Consider the following 22743-nt stretch of genomic DNA (forward strand, 5'->3'; position numbering starts at 1 on the left):
TGGCGGCCTGCGGGTAGTGGCGGTTCATCAAGGCTCGACACCGACGGCAAGAGCGACATCGCCGCCGTCAACACCGCCAACGGCAACCTCTACATCTACCCCGGCAACGGCACCGGCACCGGCACCTTCGAGTCGGGACGGGCCGGGAAGCGGCCCGCGCGCTCACTTCGGGTCGCGGTCGACTGCCTGGTAGAGGGTGGTCCAGAAGTCGTGGATGGCCCGCGCCGAGTCCGGGGTGGACATCCCGGTCTGGGTGAGCAGGATGCCGACGAGCTGGTTGTCCGGGTCGGCGTAGGTGGTGGTGCCGCTACCGCCGTCCCAGCCGAACTGGCCGACGGGCGCGAAGTCGCCGCGGTAGGTGCGCACCGCCATCCCGAAGCCCCAGCCGCCGTGCTGTCCCTGGCCGTGCGACAGGTGGACGACACCGCGGGCCCAGGCCTGAAGGGCGGTCAGCTGTTCGGCCGTGAGGCGGTTGGTGGTCATCAGCTCGACCGCGGGCCGGGACAGGATCCGTTCGCTCCCGTGCATCCCGTGGTTCAGCAGCATCCGGAAGTAGGCGTGGTAGTCGTCGACGGTCGAGTCGAGCCCGCCCCCGCCGGACTGGAACGCCGGAGGCCGGCTGTGGTGTCCCCCTTCGACCTCGTCCGCCACCACGAACTCTCCGGTCTGCGGATCGGGGGCGTAGAGCGGCGGCAGCCGGTCGATCCTGTCGGCGGGCACGTGGAACCCGGTGTCCTTCATGCCCAGCGGATCGAGGATGCGTTCGCGCAGGAACTCCTCGAACGACCGGCCGGTGACCCTGGCGACGAGCACGCCGAGCACGTCGTTGCTGACGTTGTACTGCCACCGTTCTCCGGGCTGGTACATCAGCGGGAGCGTGCCCAGGCGACGCATCCACTCGTCCGGGCCCGGAGCCGGCAGCATCCACTCCCGGCCGTACACCCCCTGTTCGAAGAACGCGCTCATCATCGGCGAGCCGATGGCCGTCATGTCCAGTCCGAGCCCGAACGTGGAGGAGAGCAGGTCCCGTACGGTGATCGGCCGCCGGGCCGGCACGGTGTCGTCCAGCGGGCCGTCGGGCCGCTTCAGCACCCGCCGGTCGGCGAGCTCGGGCAGCCACTGGTCCGTCGGGTCGTCCAGTCGCAGCCGGCACTCGTCCAGCAGGACCATCGCCGCCGCCACCGCGACCGGCTTGGTCGTCGAGGCCATCCGGAAGATGGTGTCCCGGCGCATCGGTAAGCCGCCGTCATGGCGCATCGTCCCGAGCGCTTCGACGTGGGTCTCCTCGCCCCGGCCGACCAGGGCGACGAGACCGGGGATCCGCCCGCTCTCGACGTGCCGTTCCAGCACCTCGCGCAGTCTGCGCAGCCCTGCTTCGGAGAAGCCGTTGTTGCCCTTTCCCATCGTGAGTCTCCTTGCCTACGGTTTCGGTGCACACGGTGTTCTCCGGTGCACACGGTGTCCGATACACGCATTGTTCGATGCACGTCGTCCCGGTGCGGCACCCGTGCACCCCGTGCACCCGTGGGCTCCGCCCGTCCGTCGCCGTGCGGACCGCCGATGACGCGGCGCTCGCCCGGGCACGGTCTGCCGTGCGGGTGTCAGGCGGTCCTGTCCTCCTCCCCCGCGTCCTCGCCGGCGGCCCGCGCGAGGGCGGCGGTCAGCCGCTTCCGCGCGCTGCCGGGGACGTAGCCTCCCTCCGAGTAGTTCTGGACGAACGCGTCGACGAACTCCACCGGGTCCTCCCCGACGATCGCGCGGATCGGTGTCCCGTCCGCCGCGGCCTGCTCGAACAGGTCGACGAGGTCCTCGAACATCGACACGTTGCTGTCGGCGTCGGTCGGCACGAAGTGCATCAGGTACCGCTCGATCGCCTCGACCGCCGCGCGGTGGTTCCCGGGAAGCTCCTTGACGCGCGCCTTGTACGCCCGCCAGCGCTTCTTGGGCCCGATCACCTTCGAGAGGAAGCCGCTGTTCTCGACCTCGGACATGACTACTCGCCTCCTTCGCGGAGCTGTTCCAGTCGTTCCGTGAGGAAGCTCCACGTCCTCCAGAACTCTTCGAGGTACTCCCGTCCCTGCGCGTTGAGGGAGTACACCTTGCGCGGCGGCCCCTTCTCGGACGGGACCTTCTCCACGTCGACGAGCCCGCGCTTCTCGATCCTGATGAGCAGCGCGTAGATGGTCCCTTCGGCGATGTCGGAGAACCCCTGTTCCCGCAGTCCCGCGGTGATCTCGTAGCCGTACGCGGGCCGGCCGGACAGGATCGCGAGGACGATGCCCTCCAGCGTGCCCTTGAGCATCTCCGTCACAAGCTTGGCCATGGAACACCTCCTCCGTGAGCTATTCAGTGCTACTGACTACTGGTACACCGTAACGCTGACTACCGGTACTTAGCAAGAGGGAATAGTGGAGGCGTCTCCGGGTGCCGCACCTGGCCCGCGCAGTCGCACAATGGGGGTGGTGAGGAGGCGCGGCGATGTCCGAGCGGATGATCGACACAGCAGGCGTGGCCCTGTGCACCGAGCACTTCGGCGACCGGTCGGACCCTCCGGTCCTGCTCGTCATGGGCACCGGGGCCTCGATGCTCTGGTGGGAGGAGGGCTTCTGCCGGATGCTCGCCGAGGGCGGGCGGTTCGTGATCCGGTACGACCACCGCGACACCGGCCGGTCGGTGACCTACGAGCCGGGCCGGCCCGGCTACACCGGTGCGGACCTGGCCGGCGACGCCGTCGGCGTCCTCGATGCCTACGGGATCCCGGCCGCGCACCTGGTGGGTGTCTCGGCCGGAGGGGCGCTCGCGCAGCTGGTCGCGCTCGACCACGCCGATCGCGTCCTCTCGCTCGTCCTGGTCAGCACGTCCCCCGCGGTGACCGGCGACCGTGAACTACCGCCGCCGACCGAGGAGTTCCTGCGGTTCGCAGCGACCGCCCGGGTCGACTGGTCGCAGACCGCCTCGGTGACCGAGTACCTGGTCGAGTACGCGCGCGTACTGGCGGGAGGCCTGCGCCCGTTCGACGAGTCCGCCGCCCGGGACCTCGTCCGCCGGGACGTCGAGCGTGCGCACGACTTCGCCGCCGCGCGCAACCACGACTCGCTTCCGGACGGCAGGCAGCCGCGAGAACCCCTGTCGTCGATCGCCGTGCCCACCCTGGTGGTCCACGGGACCGCGGATCCGATGTTCCCGCTCGGACACGGCAGAGCACTCGCACAGGAGATCCCCGCCGCACGGCTGTTGGCCCTGGAAGGCGCAGGCCATGGGATCGACCGAGCCGACTGGGAGACGATCGTCCGCGCGATCCGCGAGCACACTGCCGCAGCCGGACAGGCCCGGCACGACCACCGGCAAGGCCTGTGAGGCCCCCGACCTGAGGCCCGTCGGTCGAGCCCTCACCCGCAGGCCGGGGCGGACGGGGACCACGGCACCGGAAGCGCTTCTCGGCCGACACCGCGCCGATGCTGTGGACCACTGTCCGGACCGCCCCGACAACCGCTGAATCCGGCCTCCGTCTGCACGTCCGGGCCGCCGCGGTCATCATGGAAAGGCGGCGGACGGGCAGGAAGGACACCTGATGGAGCTGTTCCCACCGATGCCGCTCGCCGAGTGGCGGGACACCAAAGAGACGGTGCACCGCTTCGCGCAGGTGGTGGGCAAGGTCCGCCTTGCGGCGAGCGTGCGGCGCAACCACTGGTGGAACGTCCCCTTCCACCTCACCGGGCGCGGGATCACCACACGGCCCATGGGCCAGGCGGACGGCAACCCGATCTTCACCATCGACTTCGACTTCGTCGACCACCGGCTGGTCGTCGCGATGGCGGACGGCAGGACGGAGTCCTTCCCACTCCTCGGCCAGTCCGTGGCCTCGTTCTACCGGCAGACCCTGGAGACGCTGGCAGGCCTGGGCGTCCGGGTGGAGGTGCAGACCCCCCGGCCGTACCGGCTGCCCGACGCCGACCGGCCGTTCGCCGAGGACTTCGAGCACGCGGCCTACGATCCCGTCTGGGCCAATCGCCACTGGCAGGTGCTCAGCCAGGTCGGGCTGGTGCTGGAGGAGTTCGCGGCGCGCTTCTCGGGCAAGGTCAGCCCCGTCCACCTGTTCTGGCACTCGCTCGACATCGCCCACACCCGGTTCTCCGAACGCGCCCTCGACCAGCCGGCGCAGGTGGACCCGGTGACCCGCGAGGCGTACTCCCGGGAGCTGATCAGCTTCGGGTTCTGGTTCGGGGACGCCGACCTCGGCGAGCCGGCCTTCTACTCCTACACGACTCCCGAGCCCGCGCAGCTGGCCGAGGAGCCGCTGACACCCGCCGCCGCGCAGTGGAGCGTACGCGACGGCAGCCACCTCGCGGTCCTGCGCTACGACGCGGCCCGGACCGAGGCCGACCCGCGAGCGGCCGTACTCGACTTCTACGAGAGCGCGTACCAGGCCGGAGCTGTCCGGGCCGGCTGGGACGTCGGCCGCCTCGCCTGCCCGGGTGGAGTCACGGACCCGCGTCTGCCGACCCTGCCGTTCTGAGCCCGTCCGTGCAGGTGCGGCTGCTGTTCTGAGCACGTCGGTGCAGGTGAAGCCGGTCAGTGCAGGTGAAGCTGCCAGTCGGCAGGGACCTTGCCACTCGGGCCGGGAGTCGGCTGCGCGGTGGGGTGGGCGGCGGGCGCAGCCAGTTCCGGCCCCTCGTAGTACTGCTCGGTCTCGATGTTCCAGAACCACTCCTCCCCCGGCTCGAAGCTCGCCAGGAACGGGTGCCCCGCCTCCCGGGCGTGCCTCGTGCCGTGTTGGGAGGGTGAGGAGTCGCAGCATCCGATGTGCCCGCACGCGGCGCACCGCCGCAGGTGGAACCACCACCCCGGCCCGTCCCCCGCCAGGCACTCCACACACCCGTCTCCGCTCGGCTGCGCGGAGGGGTCAATCCCCGGGACTGGGCTGTCAGCCATCGGACTCGCCTCCCGATGAAGGCTCGGCCGGGCGCCGGTTCGGCACGTCGGCGTCGAAGCCATCGGACCGTCTCTTCGAATCCCGACCGGCCCGCTCGCACGGAGCTTCCGCGGCGAGCACCGGCGGGCGCTCCCATCCTACGAAGTCGAGCCGTCCCGCGCCGCGCGATACCGCGCCGACCAGGCCGACTGCTCACGGCCATCGACATACCGTCCTGCGACCCACGCCCACGCTCACGGCCGCACCCACGACCATGCCCGAAAAGGCAGACCGCCCGGCCTTGCCGTATGGATGCCGTAAGGAGTCGCGGGACGGCGGATTCCGGGGCCTAGCATCCATCTTTGTCGAGACGAAAGACGTGTCTCCGATCCGAACAAGAAAGATGATTCCGACATGCAACCCCTGTCCCGCCTGAAACGCGCCCTTGCCTGCGGGGTCGCCGCAGTCGCCGTATTCTCCGGCCTGACCGTACAGGCCGAGGCTGCGCCGAACGCCCCGGTGGACAAGACCTGCGGAACCCCTGCCGTGCCGGGCGGTGGCAACTGCATGTCCTCGCTGATCAGCGCCACCTTCGACGTGATCAAGCTCATGCACAGTGCGGCCAACCTCAACAAGCTGGACAACGCGGAGTTCACCAAGAACACCGCGACGAAGTTGAGCGAGAAGTTTCCCGGGTTCAACGTCATGGTGTTCAAGACCGTGGGCACCGACCTTTATGACACCGAGTGGTTCACGAACGAGCACAAGCCCGACATGAAGGGCGTGCTGCTCGACACCACCTACAAACTGAACCATTTCCTGGACAAGGAGAAGAAGGAACCCTCCGGCTACGACAAGTTCCGGATCTGGGTATTCCAGGGGGAGTCGACCTTCCGTAACCGGGGCGACGGCGGTTACATGAACTGGGCGTTCGTCGGCAACGACGGCGACAGCGTCAAGAAGGAGCCGTGGACCTGCCGGATGGGCACCGCGCGGCCCTACAAGTGCGACGGTGACGTGCGCACCATCCACTTCCCCGCGCGCTCCGGCTACGGCAGCAGGACGGGCAGCCTGACCCCCGACGTCAGCGCCCCCGGCTACCACGCCTGCCTGGACGTCAGCGGCAACGGCACCGCGAACGGCACCCCCGTGCAGATGTGGGAGTGCAACGGCGGCGACGCCCAGAAGTGGACCTACAACGGCTACAAACTCCGGGCGGCCAACGGCAAGTGCCTCGACCTGGAGGCCAACAAGACCGGGAACGGGACCAAGCTCCAGATCTGGGACTGCCTGGAGATCCCCGGTCAGCGCTGGAACATGTCGGCCAGCGGCGGTTTTCGGCACATGACGGACCAGGACGACCGGTCCAAGGACGTCTGCATCGACGACTTCAGCGGCCGGACCGGCAACGGCAGCACCGTGGCGGCCTGGGCCTGCGGCTCCGAGGACAAGCGGGACGCGCCCAACCAGAACTGGGCCTGGGGCGGCACCCCGCCGACCACCACCCCGACCACGCCCGCCAACGGCGCCGATGTGTACCTGAAGCTCGACAACGGGCTGGGCGCCGTCCCGCTCAGCGGCTCGGCCGGCGCGTCGGTCGTCCCCGGGATCCGGGGCGGCAACGAATCCAAGTGGAAGGTCACCCCGGTGGGCGGCGGTCGCTACCGGATCACCAGCTCCTACGGGCTGGAACTCACCGAGAACAGCAACTACATGGCCGAACTCCAGCCGTGGAGCAACTCCTCCAAGCAGAAGTGGGAGCTCTTCGGAGTCGGCAACGGCAGGTACCAGATCCGGATCTCCGACGACGACTGCCTCGCCCACGACGCCGACTTCAAGCAGCTCGGTGTGTGGACGTGCAAGCAGGGCTGGCAGCAGGAGTGGGTCCTGGAGTCCAGGTCCGGCGGCGTGATCACCCCGGCCGAACCGGGCACGCCGACCGACCCGAAGGACCCGAAGCCCCCGACGGGCGGCGGCGGTTCCGGCATCCCGACCGAGCGGCCGCTGTTCCTGAAGCTCTCCAACGGGCTGGGCGCCTCACCACCCAACGAGACCGCGAGCTGGGGCTCGCCGATCGTGGGCGGGATCCTGGGGTACAAGGGGTCCCGCTGGACGATCAAGCCTCTGGGCGGGGATCACTACCGGATCGTCAACGATCTCGGGTTCAACCTCACCGAGAACCCCGACACCTATGTCGCCGAGCAGCAGGCCTGGGGCAACACCTCCAACCAGAAGTGGGAGTTCGTCAGCGTCGGCAACGGCAGGTACCAGATCCGGATCTCCGACGACGACTGCCTCACCCACGACGCCGACTTCAAGCAGCTCGGTGTGTGGAGCTGTGAGGGCGGCTGGAAGCAGGAGTGGTCCTTCCAACTCCTCTGATCGGCGGCCCTGTCAGTCCGACCCGGTGAACCGTCCCGCGTGAGACGACCCACAACTCGACGATTCGGAGCTTGAGTTCAGCGGGCCGTACCTGCCGACCGGCAGGTACGGCCCGCGCTCGGCCCTAAAGGCACGGTGCGCACCTCCGTTAGGTTGTGGTGGTGATCGACTACAACGGTGAAGCCGGGACGTACGACGTCTCGCGAGGCGGGGAGGCCCGGGCGGCCGCCGCGGCCGAGGCCGTCGAACGGTTGCTTCCGGCAGGTACGCGCACGCTGGTGGACGTCGCGTGCGGCACGGGAATCGTCACCACGCGGCTGTGCCGCCCGACGCGTTCGGTCCTCGGCGTGGACCGCTCGCAGGGCATGGTGGAACTGGCCTCCGGGCGGCTGCCGCTCGGTGTGGTGCTCGGCGACGCGGCACGCCTTCCGATCGGGTCGGCCCGCACGGACGCGGTGGTGCTGATCTGGTTGCTGCACCTGCTGTCCGACCCGGCGCCCGTGCTGGCCGAGGGTGCGCGGGTCCTGCGGGGCGGCGGCGTCCTGGTCACGACCGTGGACAAGGACCAAGCCGCCTTCAGCATCGCGAGCGACGTCGCCGAGGTGACGGCACCCTTGCGGCGCAAGTACGCCCCGCGCGCGGCCGACGGCTTCGACCGCGTGGTGGAACTGGGCGCCGGGCACGGGCTGCGGCCGGTCGGTGAGACGGGCTTCGCCGGGATCGGCCAGGGCCGGAGCCCGCGCCAGTGGCGTGAGCGAATCGGCGCAGGGCGCTTCCCCTGGAGTCGCGAGGCCCGCCCCGAGGAGATCGCCTGGCTGTGCCGGGACTTGGCGTCGCTGCCGGACCAGGACATAGCTCGACCGGACCCGCTCTACCGACTGGTCGCCCTGGCCTGACCGGAGAGGGCGGCTACGACCGGCGAAGTCCTGCGACGAGGAGCTCGACCATCCGGCGCGCGTCGTAGCGAACGTCGCTGTCGGCGCCGATGCAGAGGTTTCCGACGCCTCGCATGAGCTGGTAGGCGTCGTGGCCGGGGCTGATCTCACCGGAGGCGACTGCGGCGTCGAGGAGTTGGGCGCACACCGGCAGGAGGCGCTCCAGGAAGTAGGCGTGCAACGCCTCGAAACCGGACCCGTCGCTGCGCAGTGCGGATGCGAGGCCGTGCTTGGTGACCAGGAAGTCGACGAAGAGGTCGACCCACCTCCCGAGGGCGGCGTGAGGTGTCGGGCAGGTTGCCAGCAGGGCCGGGCCGGCTTCGGCGCAGGCTTCGACCTGGTGGCGGTAGACGGCGATGACGAGATCCGCCCGGGTGGGGAAGTGGCGGTAGATCGTGCCCGTCCCGACACCGGCTCTGGCCGCGATGTCGCGTACCGGCGCCTCCACGCCCGAGGTGACGAATACCGCGGCGGCCGTGTCCAGCAGGGCCTGCTGGTTGCGCCGGGCGTCCCTGCGCTGGGATCCCGACACGCTTGGCATGCCCTCGTCATTACCGTTCACCGCGGCACTCCTTCCATGGCATTGCCAAAGCGGAACCATGTTCCGTATCGTGAGCGGAACGAGGTTCCGTTTCGCCCATTGTGGCAGACCGGGGGCCGGTCCGGCATGTCCGTGCAGGACAAGCACCCACCGGCACCGCCGGGCCCCGAACCCACGGAACCCGGGACTGCGAAGAACCCAACGGAAGGCACTCCCATGTCCGACTCGAACGCCATGGACGCCCAGAACGCCGAGGACGCCCGAACCGCCGCGGACGCACCCGTCACGGTGGTGTCCGCGAAGCCGGTCGTCCTGCCCGCCCCGGGCCGCGGCGAGGACCTCCAGGTCCGCGTTTCCGCCCCCGCCACCGGTAGCGACCTGCCCGTCATCGTCTTCTCGCACGGCTTCGGCTGGTCGATGAACGGCTACGCCCCGCTGGCTGACTTCTGGGCCGCCCACGGCTTCGTGGTCATCCAGCCCACCCACCTGGACTCCAGGACACTCGGCCTTCCGGCCGAGGACCCCCGCACGCCAAGGATCTGGCGCTTCCGAATCGAGGACCTCACGCGCGCGCTGGACGGACTCGACGTCCTGGAGGCCTCCGTACCGGGTCTCGCCGGACGCATCGACCACGACCGCATCGCCGCGGCCGGCCACTCCTGGGGAGCCCAGAGCGCGAGCACCCTGCTCGGCGCGCGCGTCCTCGACCCCGACGGCGCACCCGGCGAGGACCTGTCCGACCCCCGCGTCAAGGCGGGTGTGCTGCTCGCCCTGACCGGCCTGGGAGACTCCCTGACCCCGTTCACCGCCGAGCACCTGCCCTTCCTGCGGCCCTCCTTCGACACCATGACCGCGCCGGCCCTCATCGTCGCCGGGGACCACGACCGGTCCCACCTGTCCACGCGCGGACCGGACTGGTTCACCGATCCCTACACCCACAGCCCGGGCAGCAAGAGCCTGCTCACCCTGTTCGGGGCCGAGCACTCGCTCGGCGGCATCCCCGGGTACGAGGCCGCCGAGACAACCGACGAGAGTCCCGCACGCGTCGCCCTGATCCAGCAGCTCAGCACAGCCTTCCTGCGCAGCGCCCTCCACCCCGAGGACACCGGCTGGACGGCGGCGGCCACCGCACTGGACGCGGACCCCGAGCCGCTGGGGAGGCTGCAGAGCAAGTAGGCGGACCCCAACGGGAGGAGGGGAGGCGGGGACGACCGCGAGCCCGGCACCGCAGCGACCCGCCCCCTCTCCCCTGCCCTTGAGGGCAATACGCAAACAGATCTCTGGACTCAATCGGTTTGTCATGCAAACCTCTTTGCATGACGACTCAGCCCGTCCCGTCCCCCAGCGACCCCCGCCAACTCCTGGACATGAAGCGGGCCCTGGTCCACCACGTCCGCCGTGAGCAGCGTGGCGCCTGGTTCCCCCTTCTCGCCTTCGCCGCCGTGCGGTTCGGCGCGGCACCGGTGGTCCGCTACGGCCAGGGCGACCCCGACGCCCCCGACCTGCCGCCGGCGATGTGGTACTGGCCGGTGGCACTGATGCTGGCCTATGGCGCGATCTACTGGTTCTACCTGCGCCGTTCCCACCGGCTCGGCCTGGGTATCAAGGTCGGACCGTACCTGGCACTGGGTATCGCCCTGGTCGCGCTCATGACCGTCTACGTGACGTGGACGGTCCTGTCCCCGGGGTTCCTCACCTGGATTCACGGGCCGGCGCCACTCGTCCTGTTCCTCGACACGGTGGTGAGCCCGGCCGGCACGATCGGGCTGGCGCTGCTGCTGCTCGCCCGGATCGAGCGCAGCTGGGTGCTCCTCGCCATCACCTGCGCCTACCTGGCCGCCATGTTCAGCCCCGTCGACATCTTGGACCCGTCGCCGTGGCGCTTCCTCCCGAACATCCTGCTCGAAGGAGGCGTGCTCCTCCTCGGCGGCATCGGACTCGCCCTGCTGCAGCGGGTCCGGGTACGGTCCGCAGCATGACCGAACACCCCACCAGCAGCCTCGACGACGTCGTGCACCAACGTGTCCGGCTGGGCATCCTCGCAGTGGCCAAGGAGACCCGGCGGGTGGAGTTCACGTACCTGCGCAGCACGCTCGGCCTCACCGCCGGCAACCTCTCCCAGCACCTCGGCGTCCTGGAGAAGGCAGGTCTGGTCACGATCGACAAGGGCTACGAGGGGAAACGCGCCCGCACCTGGATCCAGCTCACCAAGGCGGGCAAGAAGGCCCTGCACGACGAGATCGCGACGCTCAAGGCGCTGATCCACCAGCTGGAGGATCCCGGGGCGCTCGCAGGACCCGAAGGGCACCAGGCCCCCGACGGGGAAGGCGGGCCTGGTCCCGGCCCCGGCCCCGGTCCCGCAGCCGCTCCCGCAGCGGGCTGAGCTCCCTGCCCGACCTCACAGGTCACCCGACCTGCTGATCTGCGGTTCCTCCCGGGACAGCGGAAGCGGCCGTTCCCCACGCTTCGAGGTGTCGGGTCACCCAGCGCGGAGAACGGCCGCTACCCATGAGCGGTGCCGCCGGCGCCCGGGGTCTCAGGGGGTGCGGACCCAGAACTCGATCGAGAGCGGCGGGACGGTGATCTCCAGCGTCGGGCCGGTCTTGGCGGCGAGGGTCCGGTCGTTGGTGGCCGGGCCGTAGCGGTGGCCCTGGAAGCCGGCGGCGGTCTGGGTGTCGACGGTGTAGGTGAAGGGCTCGGTGGCGGAGCGGTTGGTGAGCGCGAACACCGGCTTGCCCGCCGTGGTGCGCCAGGCCATGATCCGGTGCTCGGAGTAGTAGGCGCCGTCGGTGTGGCGGGGCTCGTCGACGTGGTAGCGGACCGAGTCCCAGGGCATGTACTTGACGAACCCCGAGACGGCGTTCCAGTTGCGCGGGTTGAAGTCCCAGTGGCCCACCTGGATCTGCGCGTGGTGCGAGAAGTCGGTGTCGTGCGGGGGGCGCCAGAAGCCGAGCGAGTAGCCCTCGGACTCGGCGTTGGTGGTGGGCTTGAGGGCGTGCAGCCACCACCAGGTCGGCGAGTTCTGGAAGGTCATCCAGTTCATGATCGACTGCGCCGTGTTGACGGTGCGCCAGTCGGTCATCGGCCCCTGGCTCTGGAGGTACTCGAACTCGTTGTTGAAGACGGGCTTGCCGCCGGCGCCGGAGGTGAAGTCGCCGGTGATCTGCTCGGTGCTGTCCTTGCCGATGCGGTGGAAGCTCCAGCCGTCGATCAGGGCCATGGCCTCGGGCGAGGCGGTGAGGGCCTTGCCGATGTCGTTCTTCCAGCCGTCCAGGCTCTCCGCGTGGATCCTCACGCCGGGGTGGGCGGCGCGGATCTTCGGGGCGACGGCCTTGAGCGCGGCCAGGTACTGGGCGGGCGTGTACGCGCAGGAGGCGTAGTTGGTCTGGAAGCGGGGCTCGTTCTGCAGGCCCCAGTAGGAGATCCTCAGGCCGCGGTCGGACAGGTACCTCAGATCGTCGACCAGGGCGTCCCCGAAGGCCGCCAGGTCGATGCCCGAGGCGAGGCTGCCCTTGATGAGGCTGTTGTTGGCCTTCCAGCCGGGGGCGGGGGACCAGTACTCGACGGCCAGACCCTCGACGCCGGCCCCGCGGACCATGTCGGCCAGCAGGGCGGTCTGGTTCTCGTAGCGGTCGACGAAGCGCTTGCGGTCGGGGGTCAGGCCGCGGTGGTAGAGGCCCATCGCCAGGCGGCAGTAGCGAAAGCCCCGGTCGGAGCGGCCGGCCTTGAGCATCTGCTGCTGGAAGCGGGTGCGCTCCGCGGGAGTCAGGTCGTACGGCACACCGCTGACCAGGTCCGGCATGCCCTGGTTGCCGGAGCCGATCGAGTCGGACTGGATCTCGAACCCGAGGCCGGCGATGGTCTGCTTCGCGGCCTGGTCGAACCGGATCGCGTAGGAGCCGGTGGAGATGCCCGCGGCGGAGGCGCTCGCCAGGCTGACGATCTGTGGCAGGGACGCGGCAGCGCCGGCGGCGAGCAGGCCGCGCAGGACCGATCTACGACCGACGGGCTGGGGTGTTCCGGTCACGAAATCCTCCGGTGGGTGGGGGAGGTACGGGGGCTCGGCAGCCCATCGGAGGCCGGCCTCCGATCGGCGCCAGTGAAACGTATTCGATATACGAAGACTTCACCAGCGTTTCGGCCGAACCGTTTCACGGCGGGACGCGGGCTTCCCCGATCGGCGGGCCGAACGGGCACCGGTGTCACGGCGCCCACCGGTTCGGCGCCGTGACCCCTCGTCAGGACCGCGCCGCGAGGCCCTACCGGCCGTCCTGCGACCGGCTACCGCCGGGACCGGCTTCCGGGGGAAGCGCGGCGATGCCGGGCACGGCCGCGCGGGTGACCCCGAGCTTCCGCAGCACCTTGCTCACGTGCTGCTCGACGGTCCGGGGGGACAGGAAGAGCGCCTGGGCGATCTCCTTGTTGGTCGCGCCCCGGGCGAGGTACCGGGCGACCTGGGCCTCGCGCGGTGAGAGCTCATTGCCGTAGCCGGTGCGTCCGCGCGGCTGCGGGTGGATCTCGCCGAGCCCGCGCAGGGCGTGCGTGCAACGGTCGGCGTCCCAGAGGGCACCCAGACCCTCGTAGGTGCCGAGCGCCTGGTTCAGGAGGTCGACGGCCTGCTCGGGAGCGGTCGCGGCCAGCACCGCGGCGCAGTCCTCCATCGCGAGGGCCGTGTCGTAGGGGCGACCGATGTCCCGGCGCAGGGTCAGCGCACGCCCGAGCTCGGTGCCCGCGCGGACGGGGTCCGTGCCCGCACAGAGCAGGCCCCGCGCGGTGTGCAGGGCGGCACGGGCGGCCGGGGTGTCGCAGTCCGCGGTCGCCTCCTCCGCGCTCTCCACGACATCGCGGGCAGTACCGGCGTCGCCGAGCAGCAGGGCGGTACGCACGACCACCGATATCAGCGGATGGCCCGCGGCCCAGTGGTCGGTGGCGCGCATCTGGGCGAGCGGCCCCGCCAGCAGGGCCCATGCGGCATCGGGGTCGTCCTGGGTAAGGCGGACCCTGGAGATCCACGCGGCGGCCTCCCACAGCACGTGGCGGCCGGTTCCGCTGCGCACGATGTCGGTGAGCAGGTCGAGGCCCTGCGCGAGCTCGCCGCGGGCCACCGCCGTCGCGCCGGCGATGAGCTTGTCCTCCCACTGCACGGTGACGAGGTCGGGGTAGTCGGCGCGCAGCGCGGCCTGCTCGGCCTGCGCGGCCGCCCAGTGCCCCTGCCTCCAGGAGGTGTGGAACAGCGTCCCCCTGGCGTACCCCGTCAGGATGTCCGACTCCAGCCGCTCCCCCAGTCGGCGCGCCTCCTCGGCCAGGCGGCGGGCCCGCCGGTCGTCGCCCAGGAGCGCGGCCGCCTCGCCGCCGTTGTACAGGCCGCGGGCGGTCTCGAAGAGGATCGGCGCCGGCCCCGTGCGCGGCAGGGCCTCCAGACCGGCCCACACGCCCGGATCGCCGCGCGAGGCCAGGCAGGAGAGCTTGTTGACGGTGAACGCGGCCCACGCCGCCTCGTCACCGCTCCCGGACAGCAGCTGCTCGGCGCGCTCCAGCCACCGCCGCTGCTCCCGCGCGGTGGTGTCGTCCATCAGGGCCAGCGCGACCATCGCCCGGGACGCCTTCTCCGGCCGCTCCTCGCCGAGCTCCTCGACCGCCCGCTCCAGCTGCAGGCGCCCGTCGGGATCGTCGTCCTGGTTGACCATCAGCCGACCCAGGGTCAGCCGGATCTCGCCGCGCGCCGTCACCGCGAGCTGCGGGTCGTGGAGGATGCGCCGGAGCAGCGCGGTGCTGCGCCGGTACTCGATCCGCGTCACCACGGCCTCGCTGAGTGCCACCGCCGCCCGGGACCGGTCCTCGGCGGTCAGGTTCGGGTGCTGGAGGATGTCGTTGAGGAGGGTGACGGCCGTGCCGTCGTCCCTGACCTCCGCGGCCTGCTCCGCCGCCGCCTTCGCGTACCGCAGCCACGCCTCGCCGTCGCCGGCCGCCCGCGCGTGGTGGGCGACCTTGACCAGCGGCGGCGGCGACTCCTCCAGCAGGACGCCGACGGCCCGCCGGTGCAGCCGCGTGCGTACCGGCCCGGGGATGTCGTCGTAAACGGCCTGCCGGTACAGCACGTGGTGGAACCCGTACACCAGACCCGGGTGCTCGCTCAGCACGCCCCGGCGCAGCGCCTGCGTCAGCGCGGCCTGGGCGTCGCCCGCGGCCAGGTCCGCCGTCCTGGCCAGGACGGGTTCGCTCGACGGGACCTCCAGCACGGCGGCCGCGTCCACCACCGCGCGCTCGGGCGCGGACAGCGCCGCCAGGCGGTCGGCGACCACCTCCCGCAGGGACCGCGGGACACCCGCGGACCTGAGCGCGCCCGCCTCGTCCACCGCCTGCGCGGCGCTCCCGCCGCTCCCGTCACCGCTCAGCCCTCCCAGGGCGGCCAGCGCGTGGACGTCCTCCTCGGCGACCAGGGGAATCCCCCCGCTGCGCTCGAACACCGCCCTGGCGAGACCGTCCGCGGCGGGACGGCCCAGCGCGTTCGACACGAGCTCGGCGATCGCGGGCCCGTCCAGGGGCTGCAGGGGTACGACCGCGCCGGTGACTCCGGGCGGGCGGCTGTAGGCGCTCCCGAGCGGTGCCGCTCCCGACGGCAGGTCCTGGCGCCGGTAGGTCACCACCAGCCCCAGGCCCGGAGGCAGGTCCCGGGCGAGCAGGAGGAGGCACTCCCGGGTCGCCTCGTCCGCCCAGTGCACGTCCTCGACGACGAGGGTCACCGCCTGCATGCTCTCCAGCAGTGCCCGGATCGCCCGTACCATCGCGTGGCGGCCGACGGCGGGCGCCCCGCCGTCGGGCGGGTCGGGAAGCCACGGCGCCAGCTCGGGCAGCAGCGGGGCGAGCGGCGCGGCCGCCGCGACCACCGGGGCGCGGGCCGCCATGAGCGGCGCCGCGGCGCGCAGCGCGTCGATCACCGGCCCGTACGGGAACGGCTCGCGCAGCGGATGGCACATCCCGGTCAGGACGCGCGCGCCGTGCGACCCGAGCACCCGCGCCGCCTCCAGGACCAGCCGCGACTTGCCGACACCGGCGTCGCCCTCCACCAGCACCACCGCGGGCGGGTGCAGCAGCGCCTCCGTCACGAGCCGCAGCTCCCGGTCCCTGCCCACCATCGCCGGGCCCCGCTGGACGCCGGTCCCACCGGCATTGGAATCGGACACGATCACCAGCTCCGACGGTCCGACACGTCCGGACCACGACCACGACCACACAGGGCGGACCCCACACCACGACGCTACGAGCCACTCCTGCGCTGTGCAACGGCGCCCGGGCGACCCGGCGGCTCCTGGTCCGGTCCGGCGTGTCAGCGGCGCGCGCCGCGCAGTGCCTCGCGCCGCTGGGCGTGGTCAGCCCTTGAGCCAGTCCTGGTAGCGGGTCGGTGCCAGGCGGGCGCCGGGGCCCGGGGTGAGGACGTCCCCGTGGACGGCGGCGAACAGGCCCGCCCGGTCGTCGACGACGACGGGGCGCCGGTCGCCCCGGGCGGCCAGCGTCATGCGGCCGATCTCGTCGAGCGTGAACGTGTCGGGGCCCGCGATCTCCAGCACCCCGCCGAGCGGCGTGCCGGTGGCCACCTCCGCGAGGACGTCGACGATGTCACGGCTGGCGATCGGCTGGAGCGGCGTCGCGGGCAGTCGCACCTCGGTCTCGTCCGAGGTCCACGACATGGTCGGCTCCATGAACTCGAAGAACTGCGTGGCCCGCACGATCGAGTAGGGCGTCGGACCGCCGCGCAGCAGCTCCTCCTGGAGAGTCTTGGCCCGGTAGTAGTCGAGTTCGGCGACCTGGTCCACGCCGACGATGGACAGCACCACCTGGTGGCGCACACCGGCCCGCTCGCCTGCGGCGAGGAGGTTGCCCACCGTGGTCCGGAAGAACTCGATGGACTGCTCGTCGAACGTGGGCGAGTTGGTCACGTTCACCACGGCCTCCGCGCCGGCGAGCGCCGCGTCGAGGCCGGCTCCGGTGAGCAGGTCGACGCCGGAGGACAGCGACGCGGCGGTCACCTGGTGGCCGCGTGCGGTGAGCTCGGTGGCGAGCTGGGAGCCGATGAGTCCGGTGCCGATGACGGTGATCTTCATGGTGCGCCTTCCTTCGTGAGCCGAGCCGCGCCCCCGCTTCCCGCCGCAAACTCGGACAGCTGATATCCGAGATAGTACTCGGATATCCTTTGTCCGAGTCAAGTGGAGGTGGCATGAAACTGTCCGGTGGCGTGGAGTGGGCACTGCACTGCTGCGTGGTGCTGACCGCGGCCGGCGATCCGGTGCCGGCGGCTCGGCTGGCCGCGCTGCACGACGTGTCGCCGAGCTATCTGGCCAAGCAGCTGCAGGCGCTGTCCCGCGCGGGCCTGGTGCACTCGGTCCAGGGCAAGACCGGCGGCTACGTCCTCACCAGAAAGCCCGAGGAGGTCAGCCTGCTGGACGTGGTGCGGGCCGTCGACGGGGCGAGTCCCGCGTTCGTCTGCACCGAGATACGTCAGCGCGGACCGCTGGGGACGCCGCCGGAGCAGTGCACGAAGCAGTGCCCGATCGCGCGGGCGATGGGAGCGGCCGACGCGGCGTGGCGCGCGTCGCTGGCCGCCGTCACGATCGCCGACCTCGCCGCATCGGTGGAGGGCGACAGCGGCCCCGAGGCCCTGCCGAGGATCGGCGCCTGGTTGAACGCGGGCCCGTGACCGCGATCGGCCGCACTGATCGCGGCCACGGGGGCGCGGTCACGGCGTCGCGATCACGGGGGCGCGGTCACGGGGGGCGCGGTCAGGGCGTCGCGGTCACGGCGTCGCGGTCACGCGGAAGCAGCCCAGGACGTCACGGACGTCACGACCCGGGACGGACCCGTCCGGCGGCGGTCATGGCGCCGGGGCGGTAGGCGCGCTGTACAGGTCGACCATGGTGCGCACGGGAGGCGGCAGCCAGTCCTCGGGCGGCGAGTCGCTCCGGGCGAGCTGTTCGAGCACCTCGGTGGGGGTCGGTCGGCCGTTCGGATCATGGTCGAGGCACCGGGTGATGATCCCGACGAAGCGGGACGGCAGCAGGCTGAGGGCCGACTCCAGCGACTCGCCCTTCGTGAGCGGCGTGGCTCCGGCCGCGTGGCACAGCACCATGCCGTAGGCGTAGAGGTCCGCGGCAGGCGTGATCGGAGCGCCGGTGAGCTGTTCCGGGGCGAGGAAGCCCTGCGTGCCGACGACGTGGTTGGCGCTGGTGAGTGCGGTGCTGTCGAGGGACCGGGCGATCCCGAAGTCGATGACGCGAGGACCCGTGGCGGAGATGATGATGTTGCTGGGTTTGACGTCGCGGTGGATGATGCCGCACGCGTGAATGCCCTCGAGCGCTTCGGCGACGCCGGCGGCGAGGGTGTGGAGCGTCCGCGTGGGCAGGGCGCCCTGCTGCGCGAGGACATCGTGCAGCGAGGGGCCGGGGATGTACTCGGTGGCCAGCCAGGGCGGGTCGCCGTGCGGGTCGGCGTCGACCACCGGCGCGGTGTGGAATCCGCCGACACGGCGTGCGGCCTCGATCTCGCGGGTGAACCGCTCCCGGAACGTCAGGTCCGCGGCGAACTCCGGCCGGATGACCTTGACCGCGACCAGGCGCTGCCCGGGAGAGCGGCCGAGGTAGACCGTCCCCATGCCCCCTTGGCCCAGCCGGGCCGTCAGGTGGTACCGGCCGATGCGGCGGGGGTCGTCCTGCCGCAGCGGCTGGTGTCCGGGGACGGGAGCGGGAGCGGGAGCGGCCCGGACGGGCGACTGCGGTGTGTGGTGCGACGCCCCGCCTCCGTCGTTCCTACCGTTCCCGCCGTTCCCGCCGTTCCCGCCGGAGAGGATGGCTGCCACCTCGCGCTCGCCCTGCGCCTTCAGCAGCGCGGCCTGCCTCTCCCCTTCGGCGCGAAGGACCGCCGACTGCCGGACGCCTTCGGCGGAGAGGATGGCAGCACGCTTGTCCCGGTCGGCGCGCATCTCCCGCTCAAACGACTCCTGGACGGAAACGGGCAGCTCGATGGCCTTGACCTCGACGCGGCGCACACGGACGCCCCACGCGCCGGCGGCCTCGTCGAGCACGCGGTGCAGGCCCACGTTGATCTCCTCGCGGGAGACGAGCGTCCGTTCCAGCTCCATGCCGCCCACGATGCTGCGCAGCGCAGTGACGGTGAGCTGCTCGATCGCCCGGACGTGGTTGGCCACCCCGTAGACCGCGACCCGGATGTCGACCACCTGGTAGTGGACGACCGTGTCGATGTCGACGACCACGTTGTCCCGGGTGCTCACCGGCTGGGGCGGCAGGGGAAGGACCTGCTCACGGAGATCGACGAGGTCGCCGACCTTGTTGATGAACGGGACGACGACGTTCAGGCCCGCGTCGAGGGTGCGGGTGTAGCGACCGAACCGTTCCACGACGGCGGCACTGCCCTGTGGAATGACACGGATCGCCCTGACGACGGTGATGGAGATCAGCACCACCAGAATGACCAGGACGATGACGATCGGTTGCAACGGCTCCCCCGCCCACTCTGCCGTCCCTGCGCTGCCTCAGATTGTGCCGTGCGGAAGTCTTCCAGATCCACCCCCGTGAACGGGCTGGAATTCACTGACGGGACGACAGGAACTGTTCGGGCGATGGCTGTTGGGCAGAACCTCGGAACGCACCACCGGAACGAGGCCGGGGCGGGCACGGCGGCACCCCGGTCCGGCCGGTGCGTCGCTACTCCGAGTACAGCGCGCTCAGGCGAGGCAGCCGTCGGCTCAGCTCGTCGCCGTCGTCGAAGTCGAAGCTCCAGTCCGGATCCAGATCCGGGTACCGGATGCTGAAGGCGTCACTTGGGAGGTCCTCCCCGGTGGCAGTCCGGTGGGCGTCCCAGGCGATGCTCAGGGCTTCTTCACACTCGATGTCGATCCCGTCCCCGGCAAAGGCCCGCACGGCGGGGAGTTCGGCGAGTGCGTCGGGATCGGCGATGGCGCGCTCGAAAGTCACCCGCCCCTGTGTGATCAACCAGCCGCGGAAGTAGTCGAATCCGTCGTCGGAGCATCCCCCGTTGATCACATAGGCGGCTCCCCAGAGCGGGGCCCGGTAGGAGTCGGCCATCAGGCCCCACAGGACCTGCTGGGCGGTGACGATCTCCGGGACCGGGCGAAGCGCGAGCAGCACGGCAGCCTGATGGGCCACCGCTTCACCGTTGTCCGGGACCGGAACCTGTGAACGGGCTTCCTCGATCAGCTTCCAGAACTGCTGGGTGTCCATGGCCGCTGAGCATGCCACCGACCTCTGACATAGTGGTTCGCAGGTCCGGGATGGCCGGCCGGTGAGGCGGATGAGGCCGGCCGGAAGATCGTGCGAAGCGGAAGTTCGGAGGTGCCATGACTCGGCCGTTGCTGTTCCTCGACGTCGACGGACCCCTGAATCCGTATGCGGCAAAGCCGGAGAGGCGCCCCGACGGCTACACCACCCTCCGCATCCCCCAGGAGAACGGGGCAGCCGGGGAGCCCGGGACCCTGCGGACCCACAGGAGGCCGCTGCGGATATGGCTCAACCCCGATCACGGGCGGGCGCTGTTGGCCCTCGATTACGAGATCTGCTGGGCCACCGCCTGGATGGGCGACGCGAACAGGTGGATCGGACCTGCGGTCGGTCTGCCCGAACTGCCGTTCGTCGATTTCGGTAGCGCCCTGCTCAACGAGCGCCCTGATGGCGTTCATTGGAAGTGCGACCCGTTGGTGGAGTACGCCGACGGCCGACCGTTCGCCTGGGTGGACGACGAACAGGGCGACGCGGACCACGCACACGTGGCCGCCAACCACCGCGCACCCGCCCTGCTCCACCACGTCAATCCACGAATCGGTCTGCGCAACGACGACTTCACCACCCTCGCGGCCTTCGCAACCTCCCTCGACACCTCGGCGGACACCGCCTGAGCAGCCGGCAACCATGCCTGATGCACCACAGTTCTCCGGGGAATATGGCGAACCGCAACCGCGCCGGACTCGCCGCCGCCCCGCGAAGGCCAATGAACTCTGCTGCCTGCTCCTGCCTCGGGGTCACGTCCTCACGCGCGTGTCCCGCTAGCGATGGTGTCGGCGGGTTCGCGGCGACGTCAGACGGGCAACGGCCTGTCGTGCGGCCTCGCGGTGGTCCGGGCGGGGCGCCGGCACGCGAGGGCCGGCCAGGTCTCGGCCAGTGAGCGTCTTGGCCCCGACCGCGGTCCAGTCGGCGCGGTGCACCACGGCGATGTGTCCTTCCACGTGGGCCTTGCGGTCCTTCCAGTCGTCGGGCGGCGCCATCAGGACGCGAAGGTCCTGGTCGTTCAGCCACTCCAGTCCGAGCACCTGGCGGCCAAGGAAATGCTCGATGAGCGACAGGGTGGTACCGGTCTTCAGGTCGACGAGCAGGAGCTCTCCCTCGAAGAAGTACCCGCCGTCGTAGTCACCGGATCCCACGGCAAGCAGGGGTCGGGTCGGGTGGAAGGCCATCGCGTTCACGGGATGTCGTGAGCTCAGGAGCCAGCGGCGGCGAGCACGGCCGGTCACATCGAAGACGCCTACCGTCCTGGCCATGCCGTACTCGTGCGCGCCGGCCACGGCAAGCAAGCCCCGCCCCTTGTCAGCGACGGACAGAACAGGATCACCGAGCTCGGAGAACGGGTCGTCGAAGTCGTCGCGGGCGGCGGGAGAAAGAGCGGTCATACCGAGGATCTTCGCAAGGATTCCGGTGAAGCGAGTGGCTGCACGCGCTACCAGGCCGGGACAACCCGCAGTTCGGTGTCCTCCCGGAGAAGGGGCTTCACCTCACCGGGGCCCTGTGGCCCGTGCCCGCTATGCCCGTGTGCAGGTGATGACACGCTTTCCACCGCCGAAGCTCAACCGGACGGTCTGCCCCGTCACCTGTACGTCGAGGTCCCCTTCTCCTCCGACCTCGGCCCACCCCGCCACCAGGGGGAAGGTCTTGCCGAGATCGGGGGCGATCTCCCCCGGGACCTCGCTCACGGTGAGGGAGTCCTGCTGCTGGTCGGCGCTGCCGAGATCCATAGGGTCGGAGACCGTGACGACGCCGCCCGCGTACTTCCACCGGCCGCCGACCCCGCCCCACTGGGTGGTGTACCACGTCCCGTCACTGCGGATCACGAGTCTTCCCTCATGACCCTGGTTGGACTCGTAGGACCATGTCCCCTTCGCGAAAGCCTTGACAGCCTGCACCTTGGGTCCCCCGCCGGATCCGTTCCCCGAGCACGCGGAAACCACGGTCCCGAGGATCCCGAGGCCCAGGTAGCGCAGTGCGTTTCGGCGCCCCACCAAACGCGCGAAGTCTCCAGCAACCATGCCGTCTCCCCCAAGAGCGGTCAGTGGCCGCCAGGTTACCGACGGGGCGGACCGGACGGTAGAGGGCCACGGCCGGCACCGCACACCGGCGGCCTCACGCCGAACCACTGCTCGGCGCCGTATGCCTCGAATCGCTCCAGCTCGGTGAACCCGAGCTTCGCCGCGAGGCGCATCGAGCGGAGGTTGGCGGTCTGGGTGTAGAGCACCACCGGCTCACCGGGCAGCGCGCCGGCGAACCAGTCGAGTGCCGCCGCGCCCGCCTCGGTGGCGTACCCGTGCCCCCACGCCTGCGGCAGGAACAGGTAGCCGAGCTCGGTCTCCCCGGCCTCCCGGCGAGCCGCCGGACGCACGGGGTCCTGCGGGTCGAGCTGGACCGTGCCGATCGCCGCTCCGTCGAGCTCGACCACGAAGAAGCCGGGGCGCTGCCCGGGCACCTCGGGCACCGCGCGTTCGAGCTCGGCACGCGGTCGCGGGCCGCCGAGGTAAGTGCCCACCTCTGACGAGGCGTTCAGCTCGATGACCGCCGCGCGGTCCCGGGCCTCGGCCGCGCGGAGTACGAGCCGCTCGGTCCTGATCGGGGCGGGTGGCCAGGCGAGGGCCCTGTGGTCGGTCATGACGGCCAACCTAGCCAACAGGCTCAGAAGCGATC

At 70.9% G+C, this 22743-nt stretch carries 22 protein-coding genes and 1 pseudogene; 9 read left to right on the plus strand and 14 right to left on the minus strand.

The features are described 5' to 3' along the window. Positions 1-162: 162 nt before the first annotated feature. The 3 genes from ACFVVX_RS20105 to ACFVVX_RS20115 form a co-directional block, all read right to left on the minus strand. Positions 163-1404, minus strand: a complete 1242-nt coding sequence (locus ACFVVX_RS20105) for a serine hydrolase domain-containing protein (protein WP_387947341.1) — start codon at positions 1402-1404, stop codon at positions 163-165. Between the two features lie 197 nt (positions 1405-1601). Then, complete coding sequence (locus ACFVVX_RS20110; RefSeq protein WP_387947343.1) at positions 1602-1991, minus strand: DUF1048 domain-containing protein; 390 nt, start codon at positions 1989-1991, stop codon at positions 1602-1604. Positions 1992-1993: 2 nt separating this feature from the next. After that, positions 1994-2323 carry a PadR family transcriptional regulator gene (locus ACFVVX_RS20115; protein ID WP_387947345.1) on the minus strand — a complete coding sequence of 110 codons (330 nt, stop codon included), beginning with the start codon at positions 2321-2323 and terminating at the stop codon, positions 1994-1996. A 155-nt stretch (positions 2324-2478) separates the two neighbouring features. Between ACFVVX_RS20115 and ACFVVX_RS20120 the strand changes: the two genes are divergently transcribed. Both ACFVVX_RS20120 and ACFVVX_RS20125 read left to right on the plus strand, forming a co-directional pair. Further along, positions 2479-3357, plus strand: coding sequence for an alpha/beta fold hydrolase (locus tag ACFVVX_RS20120; protein ID WP_387947347.1), 879 nt, complete (start codon positions 2479-2481; stop codon positions 3355-3357). Positions 3358-3571: 214 nt separating this feature from the next. After that, positions 3572-4516 carry a DUF5996 family protein gene (locus tag ACFVVX_RS20125; protein ID WP_387947349.1) on the plus strand — a complete coding sequence of 315 codons (945 nt, stop codon included), beginning with the start codon at positions 3572-3574 and terminating at the stop codon, positions 4514-4516. A 56-nt stretch (positions 4517-4572) separates the two neighbouring features. On the opposite strand, the gene ACFVVX_RS20130 is transcribed toward ACFVVX_RS20125, so the two are convergent. Further along, the gene (locus ACFVVX_RS20130; protein ID WP_387947351.1) at positions 4573-4932 is read right to left on the minus strand and encodes a UBP-type zinc finger domain-containing protein; all 360 of its coding nucleotides are present in this window, start codon (positions 4930-4932) and stop codon (positions 4573-4575) included. Positions 4933-5479: 547 nt separating this feature from the next. Between ACFVVX_RS20130 and ACFVVX_RS20135 the strand changes: the two genes are divergently transcribed. Further along, complete coding sequence (locus ACFVVX_RS20135) at positions 5480-7294, plus strand: ricin-type beta-trefoil lectin domain protein (protein WP_387947353.1); 1815 nt, start codon at positions 5480-5482, stop codon at positions 7292-7294. A 161-nt stretch (positions 7295-7455) separates the two neighbouring features. Beyond that, complete coding sequence (locus ACFVVX_RS20140) at positions 7456-8190, plus strand: class I SAM-dependent methyltransferase (protein ID WP_387947355.1); 735 nt, start codon at positions 7456-7458, stop codon at positions 8188-8190. Between the two features lie 13 nt (positions 8191-8203). Here ACFVVX_RS20140 and ACFVVX_RS20145 read toward each other — a convergent pair whose 3' ends face one another. After that, on the minus strand, positions 8204-8770 hold the full coding sequence (locus ACFVVX_RS20145) for a TetR/AcrR family transcriptional regulator (protein ID WP_387947357.1): 567 nt from the start codon (positions 8768-8770) through the stop codon (positions 8204-8206). Positions 8771-9004: 234 nt separating this feature from the next. On the opposite strand from ACFVVX_RS20145, the gene ACFVVX_RS20150 reads away from it, so the two are divergent. The 3 genes from ACFVVX_RS20150 to ACFVVX_RS20160 all read left to right on the plus strand — a co-directional run bounded on the left by ACFVVX_RS20150 (position 9005) and on the right by ACFVVX_RS20160 (position 11153). Beyond that, positions 9005-9946, plus strand: coding sequence for an alpha/beta hydrolase family protein (locus ACFVVX_RS20150; protein ID WP_387947591.1), 942 nt, complete (start codon positions 9005-9007; stop codon positions 9944-9946). A gap of 140 nt (positions 9947-10086) precedes the next feature. Then, the gene (locus ACFVVX_RS20155) at positions 10087-10749 is read left to right on the plus strand and encodes a hypothetical protein (protein WP_387947359.1); all 663 of its coding nucleotides are present in this window, start codon (positions 10087-10089) and stop codon (positions 10747-10749) included. Next, positions 10746-11153: a winged helix-turn-helix domain-containing protein gene (locus ACFVVX_RS20160; protein ID WP_387947361.1), complete on the plus strand. Its 408-nt coding sequence runs from the start codon at positions 10746-10748 to the stop codon at positions 11151-11153. Before ACFVVX_RS20155 ends, ACFVVX_RS20160 begins: the two co-directional genes overlap by 4 nt. Positions 11154-11306: 153 nt before the next feature. Here ACFVVX_RS20160 and ACFVVX_RS20165 read toward each other — a convergent pair whose 3' ends face one another. The 3 genes from ACFVVX_RS20165 to ACFVVX_RS20175 form a co-directional block, all read right to left on the minus strand. Continuing rightward, positions 11307-12797: a hypothetical protein gene (locus ACFVVX_RS20165; protein WP_387947363.1), complete on the minus strand. Its 1491-nt coding sequence runs from the start codon at positions 12795-12797 to the stop codon at positions 11307-11309. Positions 12798-13029: 232 nt separating this feature from the next. Continuing rightward, on the minus strand, positions 13030-15954 hold the full coding sequence (locus tag ACFVVX_RS20170; RefSeq protein WP_387947365.1) for an ATP-binding protein: 2925 nt from the start codon (positions 15952-15954) through the stop codon (positions 13030-13032). 186 nt (positions 15955-16140) lie between these two features. Continuing rightward, a complete protein-coding gene (locus ACFVVX_RS20175; protein ID WP_387947368.1) occupies positions 16141-16872 on the minus strand; it encodes an SDR family oxidoreductase in 732 nt (243 codons plus the stop codon). A gap of 113 nt (positions 16873-16985) precedes the next feature. Here ACFVVX_RS20175 and ACFVVX_RS20180 point away from each other — a divergent pair, with 113 nt between their 5' ends. Beyond that, entirely contained in the window at positions 16986-17465 is a 480-nt protein-coding gene (locus ACFVVX_RS20180) for an RrF2 family transcriptional regulator (protein WP_387947370.1), read from the plus strand. 174 nt (positions 17466-17639) lie between these two features. On the opposite strand, the gene ACFVVX_RS20185 is transcribed toward ACFVVX_RS20180, so the two are convergent. The 3 genes and pseudogenes from ACFVVX_RS20185 to ACFVVX_RS20195 form a co-directional block, all read right to left on the minus strand. Further along, on the minus strand, positions 17640-18620 hold the full coding sequence (locus ACFVVX_RS20185) for a serine/threonine-protein kinase (RefSeq protein WP_387947593.1): 981 nt from the start codon (positions 18618-18620) through the stop codon (positions 17640-17642). Continuing rightward, a pseudogene (locus ACFVVX_RS20190) lies at positions 18597-19277 on the minus strand (SPFH domain-containing protein); the annotation flags it as partial. The pseudogene ACFVVX_RS20190 and the gene ACFVVX_RS20185, both read right to left, overlap by 24 nt. Positions 19278-19485: 208 nt before the next feature. Beyond that, positions 19486-20022: a DUF4240 domain-containing protein gene (locus ACFVVX_RS20195; RefSeq protein WP_387947372.1), complete on the minus strand. Its 537-nt coding sequence runs from the start codon at positions 20020-20022 to the stop codon at positions 19486-19488. A 116-nt stretch (positions 20023-20138) separates the two neighbouring features. Here ACFVVX_RS20195 and ACFVVX_RS20200 point away from each other — a divergent pair, with 116 nt between their 5' ends. Then, positions 20139-20693 carry a hypothetical protein gene (locus ACFVVX_RS20200; protein ID WP_387947374.1) on the plus strand — a complete coding sequence of 185 codons (555 nt, stop codon included), beginning with the start codon at positions 20139-20141 and terminating at the stop codon, positions 20691-20693. Between the two features lie 147 nt (positions 20694-20840). Here ACFVVX_RS20200 and ACFVVX_RS20205 read toward each other — a convergent pair whose 3' ends face one another. From ACFVVX_RS20205 to ACFVVX_RS20215, 3 genes are all read right to left on the minus strand, one after another. Then, positions 20841-21461, minus strand: a complete 621-nt coding sequence (locus ACFVVX_RS20205) for a hypothetical protein (RefSeq protein ID WP_387947376.1) — start codon at positions 21459-21461, stop codon at positions 20841-20843. A gap of 129 nt (positions 21462-21590) precedes the next feature. Continuing rightward, positions 21591-21899, minus strand: a complete 309-nt coding sequence (locus ACFVVX_RS20210; RefSeq protein WP_387947378.1) for a hypothetical protein — start codon at positions 21897-21899, stop codon at positions 21591-21593. A 230-nt stretch (positions 21900-22129) separates the two neighbouring features. Beyond that, positions 22130-22708: a GNAT family N-acetyltransferase gene (locus tag ACFVVX_RS20215; RefSeq protein ID WP_387947380.1), complete on the minus strand. Its 579-nt coding sequence runs from the start codon at positions 22706-22708 to the stop codon at positions 22130-22132. Between the last annotated feature and the right edge of the window lie 35 nt (positions 22709-22743).

The sequence above is a fragment of the Kitasatospora sp. NPDC058170 genome (genome assembly GCF_042883905.1).
GTDB lineage: Bacteria > Actinomycetota > Actinomycetes > Streptomycetales > Streptomycetaceae > Kitasatospora.

Excerpts from the sequence above, each read along its gene's own strand:
- ACFVVX_RS20180 (WP_387947370.1), top strand. The coding sequence starts at position 16,986 with ATGAAACTGTCCGGTGGCGTGGAGTGGGCACTGCACTGCTGCGTGGTG.
- ACFVVX_RS20205 (WP_387947376.1), bottom strand. The coding sequence starts at position 21,461 with ATGACCGCTCTTTCTCCCGCCGCCCGCGACGACTTCGACGACCCGTTC.
- ACFVVX_RS20195 (WP_387947372.1), bottom strand. The coding sequence starts at position 20,022 with ATGGACACCCAGCAGTTCTGGAAGCTGATCGAGGAAGCCCGTTCACAG.
- ACFVVX_RS20150 (WP_387947591.1), top strand. The coding sequence starts at position 9,005 with ATGGACGCCCAGAACGCCGAGGACGCCCGAACCGCCGCGGACGCACCC.
- ACFVVX_RS20160 (WP_387947361.1), top strand. The coding sequence starts at position 10,746 with ATGACCGAACACCCCACCAGCAGCCTCGACGACGTCGTGCACCAACGT.
- ACFVVX_RS20155 (WP_387947359.1), top strand. The coding sequence starts at position 10,087 with ATGACGACTCAGCCCGTCCCGTCCCCCAGCGACCCCCGCCAACTCCTG.
- ACFVVX_RS20175 (WP_387947368.1), bottom strand. The coding sequence starts at position 16,872 with ATGAAGATCACCGTCATCGGCACCGGACTCATCGGCTCCCAGCTCGCC.
- ACFVVX_RS20105 (WP_387947341.1), bottom strand. The coding sequence starts at position 1,404 with ATGGGAAAGGGCAACAACGGCTTCTCCGAAGCAGGGCTGCGCAGACTG.
- ACFVVX_RS20135 (WP_387947353.1), top strand. The coding sequence starts at position 5,480 with ATGTCCTCGCTGATCAGCGCCACCTTCGACGTGATCAAGCTCATGCAC.
- ACFVVX_RS20125 (WP_387947349.1), top strand. The coding sequence starts at position 3,572 with ATGGAGCTGTTCCCACCGATGCCGCTCGCCGAGTGGCGGGACACCAAA.
- ACFVVX_RS20200 (WP_387947374.1), top strand. The coding sequence starts at position 20,139 with ATGACTCGGCCGTTGCTGTTCCTCGACGTCGACGGACCCCTGAATCCG.
- ACFVVX_RS20110 (WP_387947343.1), bottom strand. The coding sequence starts at position 1,991 with ATGTCCGAGGTCGAGAACAGCGGCTTCCTCTCGAAGGTGATCGGGCCC.
- ACFVVX_RS20130 (WP_387947351.1), bottom strand. The coding sequence starts at position 4,932 with ATGGCTGACAGCCCAGTCCCGGGGATTGACCCCTCCGCGCAGCCGAGC.
- ACFVVX_RS20145 (WP_387947357.1), bottom strand. The coding sequence starts at position 8,770 with ATGCCAAGCGTGTCGGGATCCCAGCGCAGGGACGCCCGGCGCAACCAG.
- ACFVVX_RS20120 (WP_387947347.1), top strand. The coding sequence starts at position 2,479 with ATGTCCGAGCGGATGATCGACACAGCAGGCGTGGCCCTGTGCACCGAG.
- ACFVVX_RS20115 (WP_387947345.1), bottom strand. The coding sequence starts at position 2,323 with ATGGCCAAGCTTGTGACGGAGATGCTCAAGGGCACGCTGGAGGGCATC.
- ACFVVX_RS20215 (WP_387947380.1), bottom strand. The coding sequence starts at position 22,708 with ATGACCGACCACAGGGCCCTCGCCTGGCCACCCGCCCCGATCAGGACC.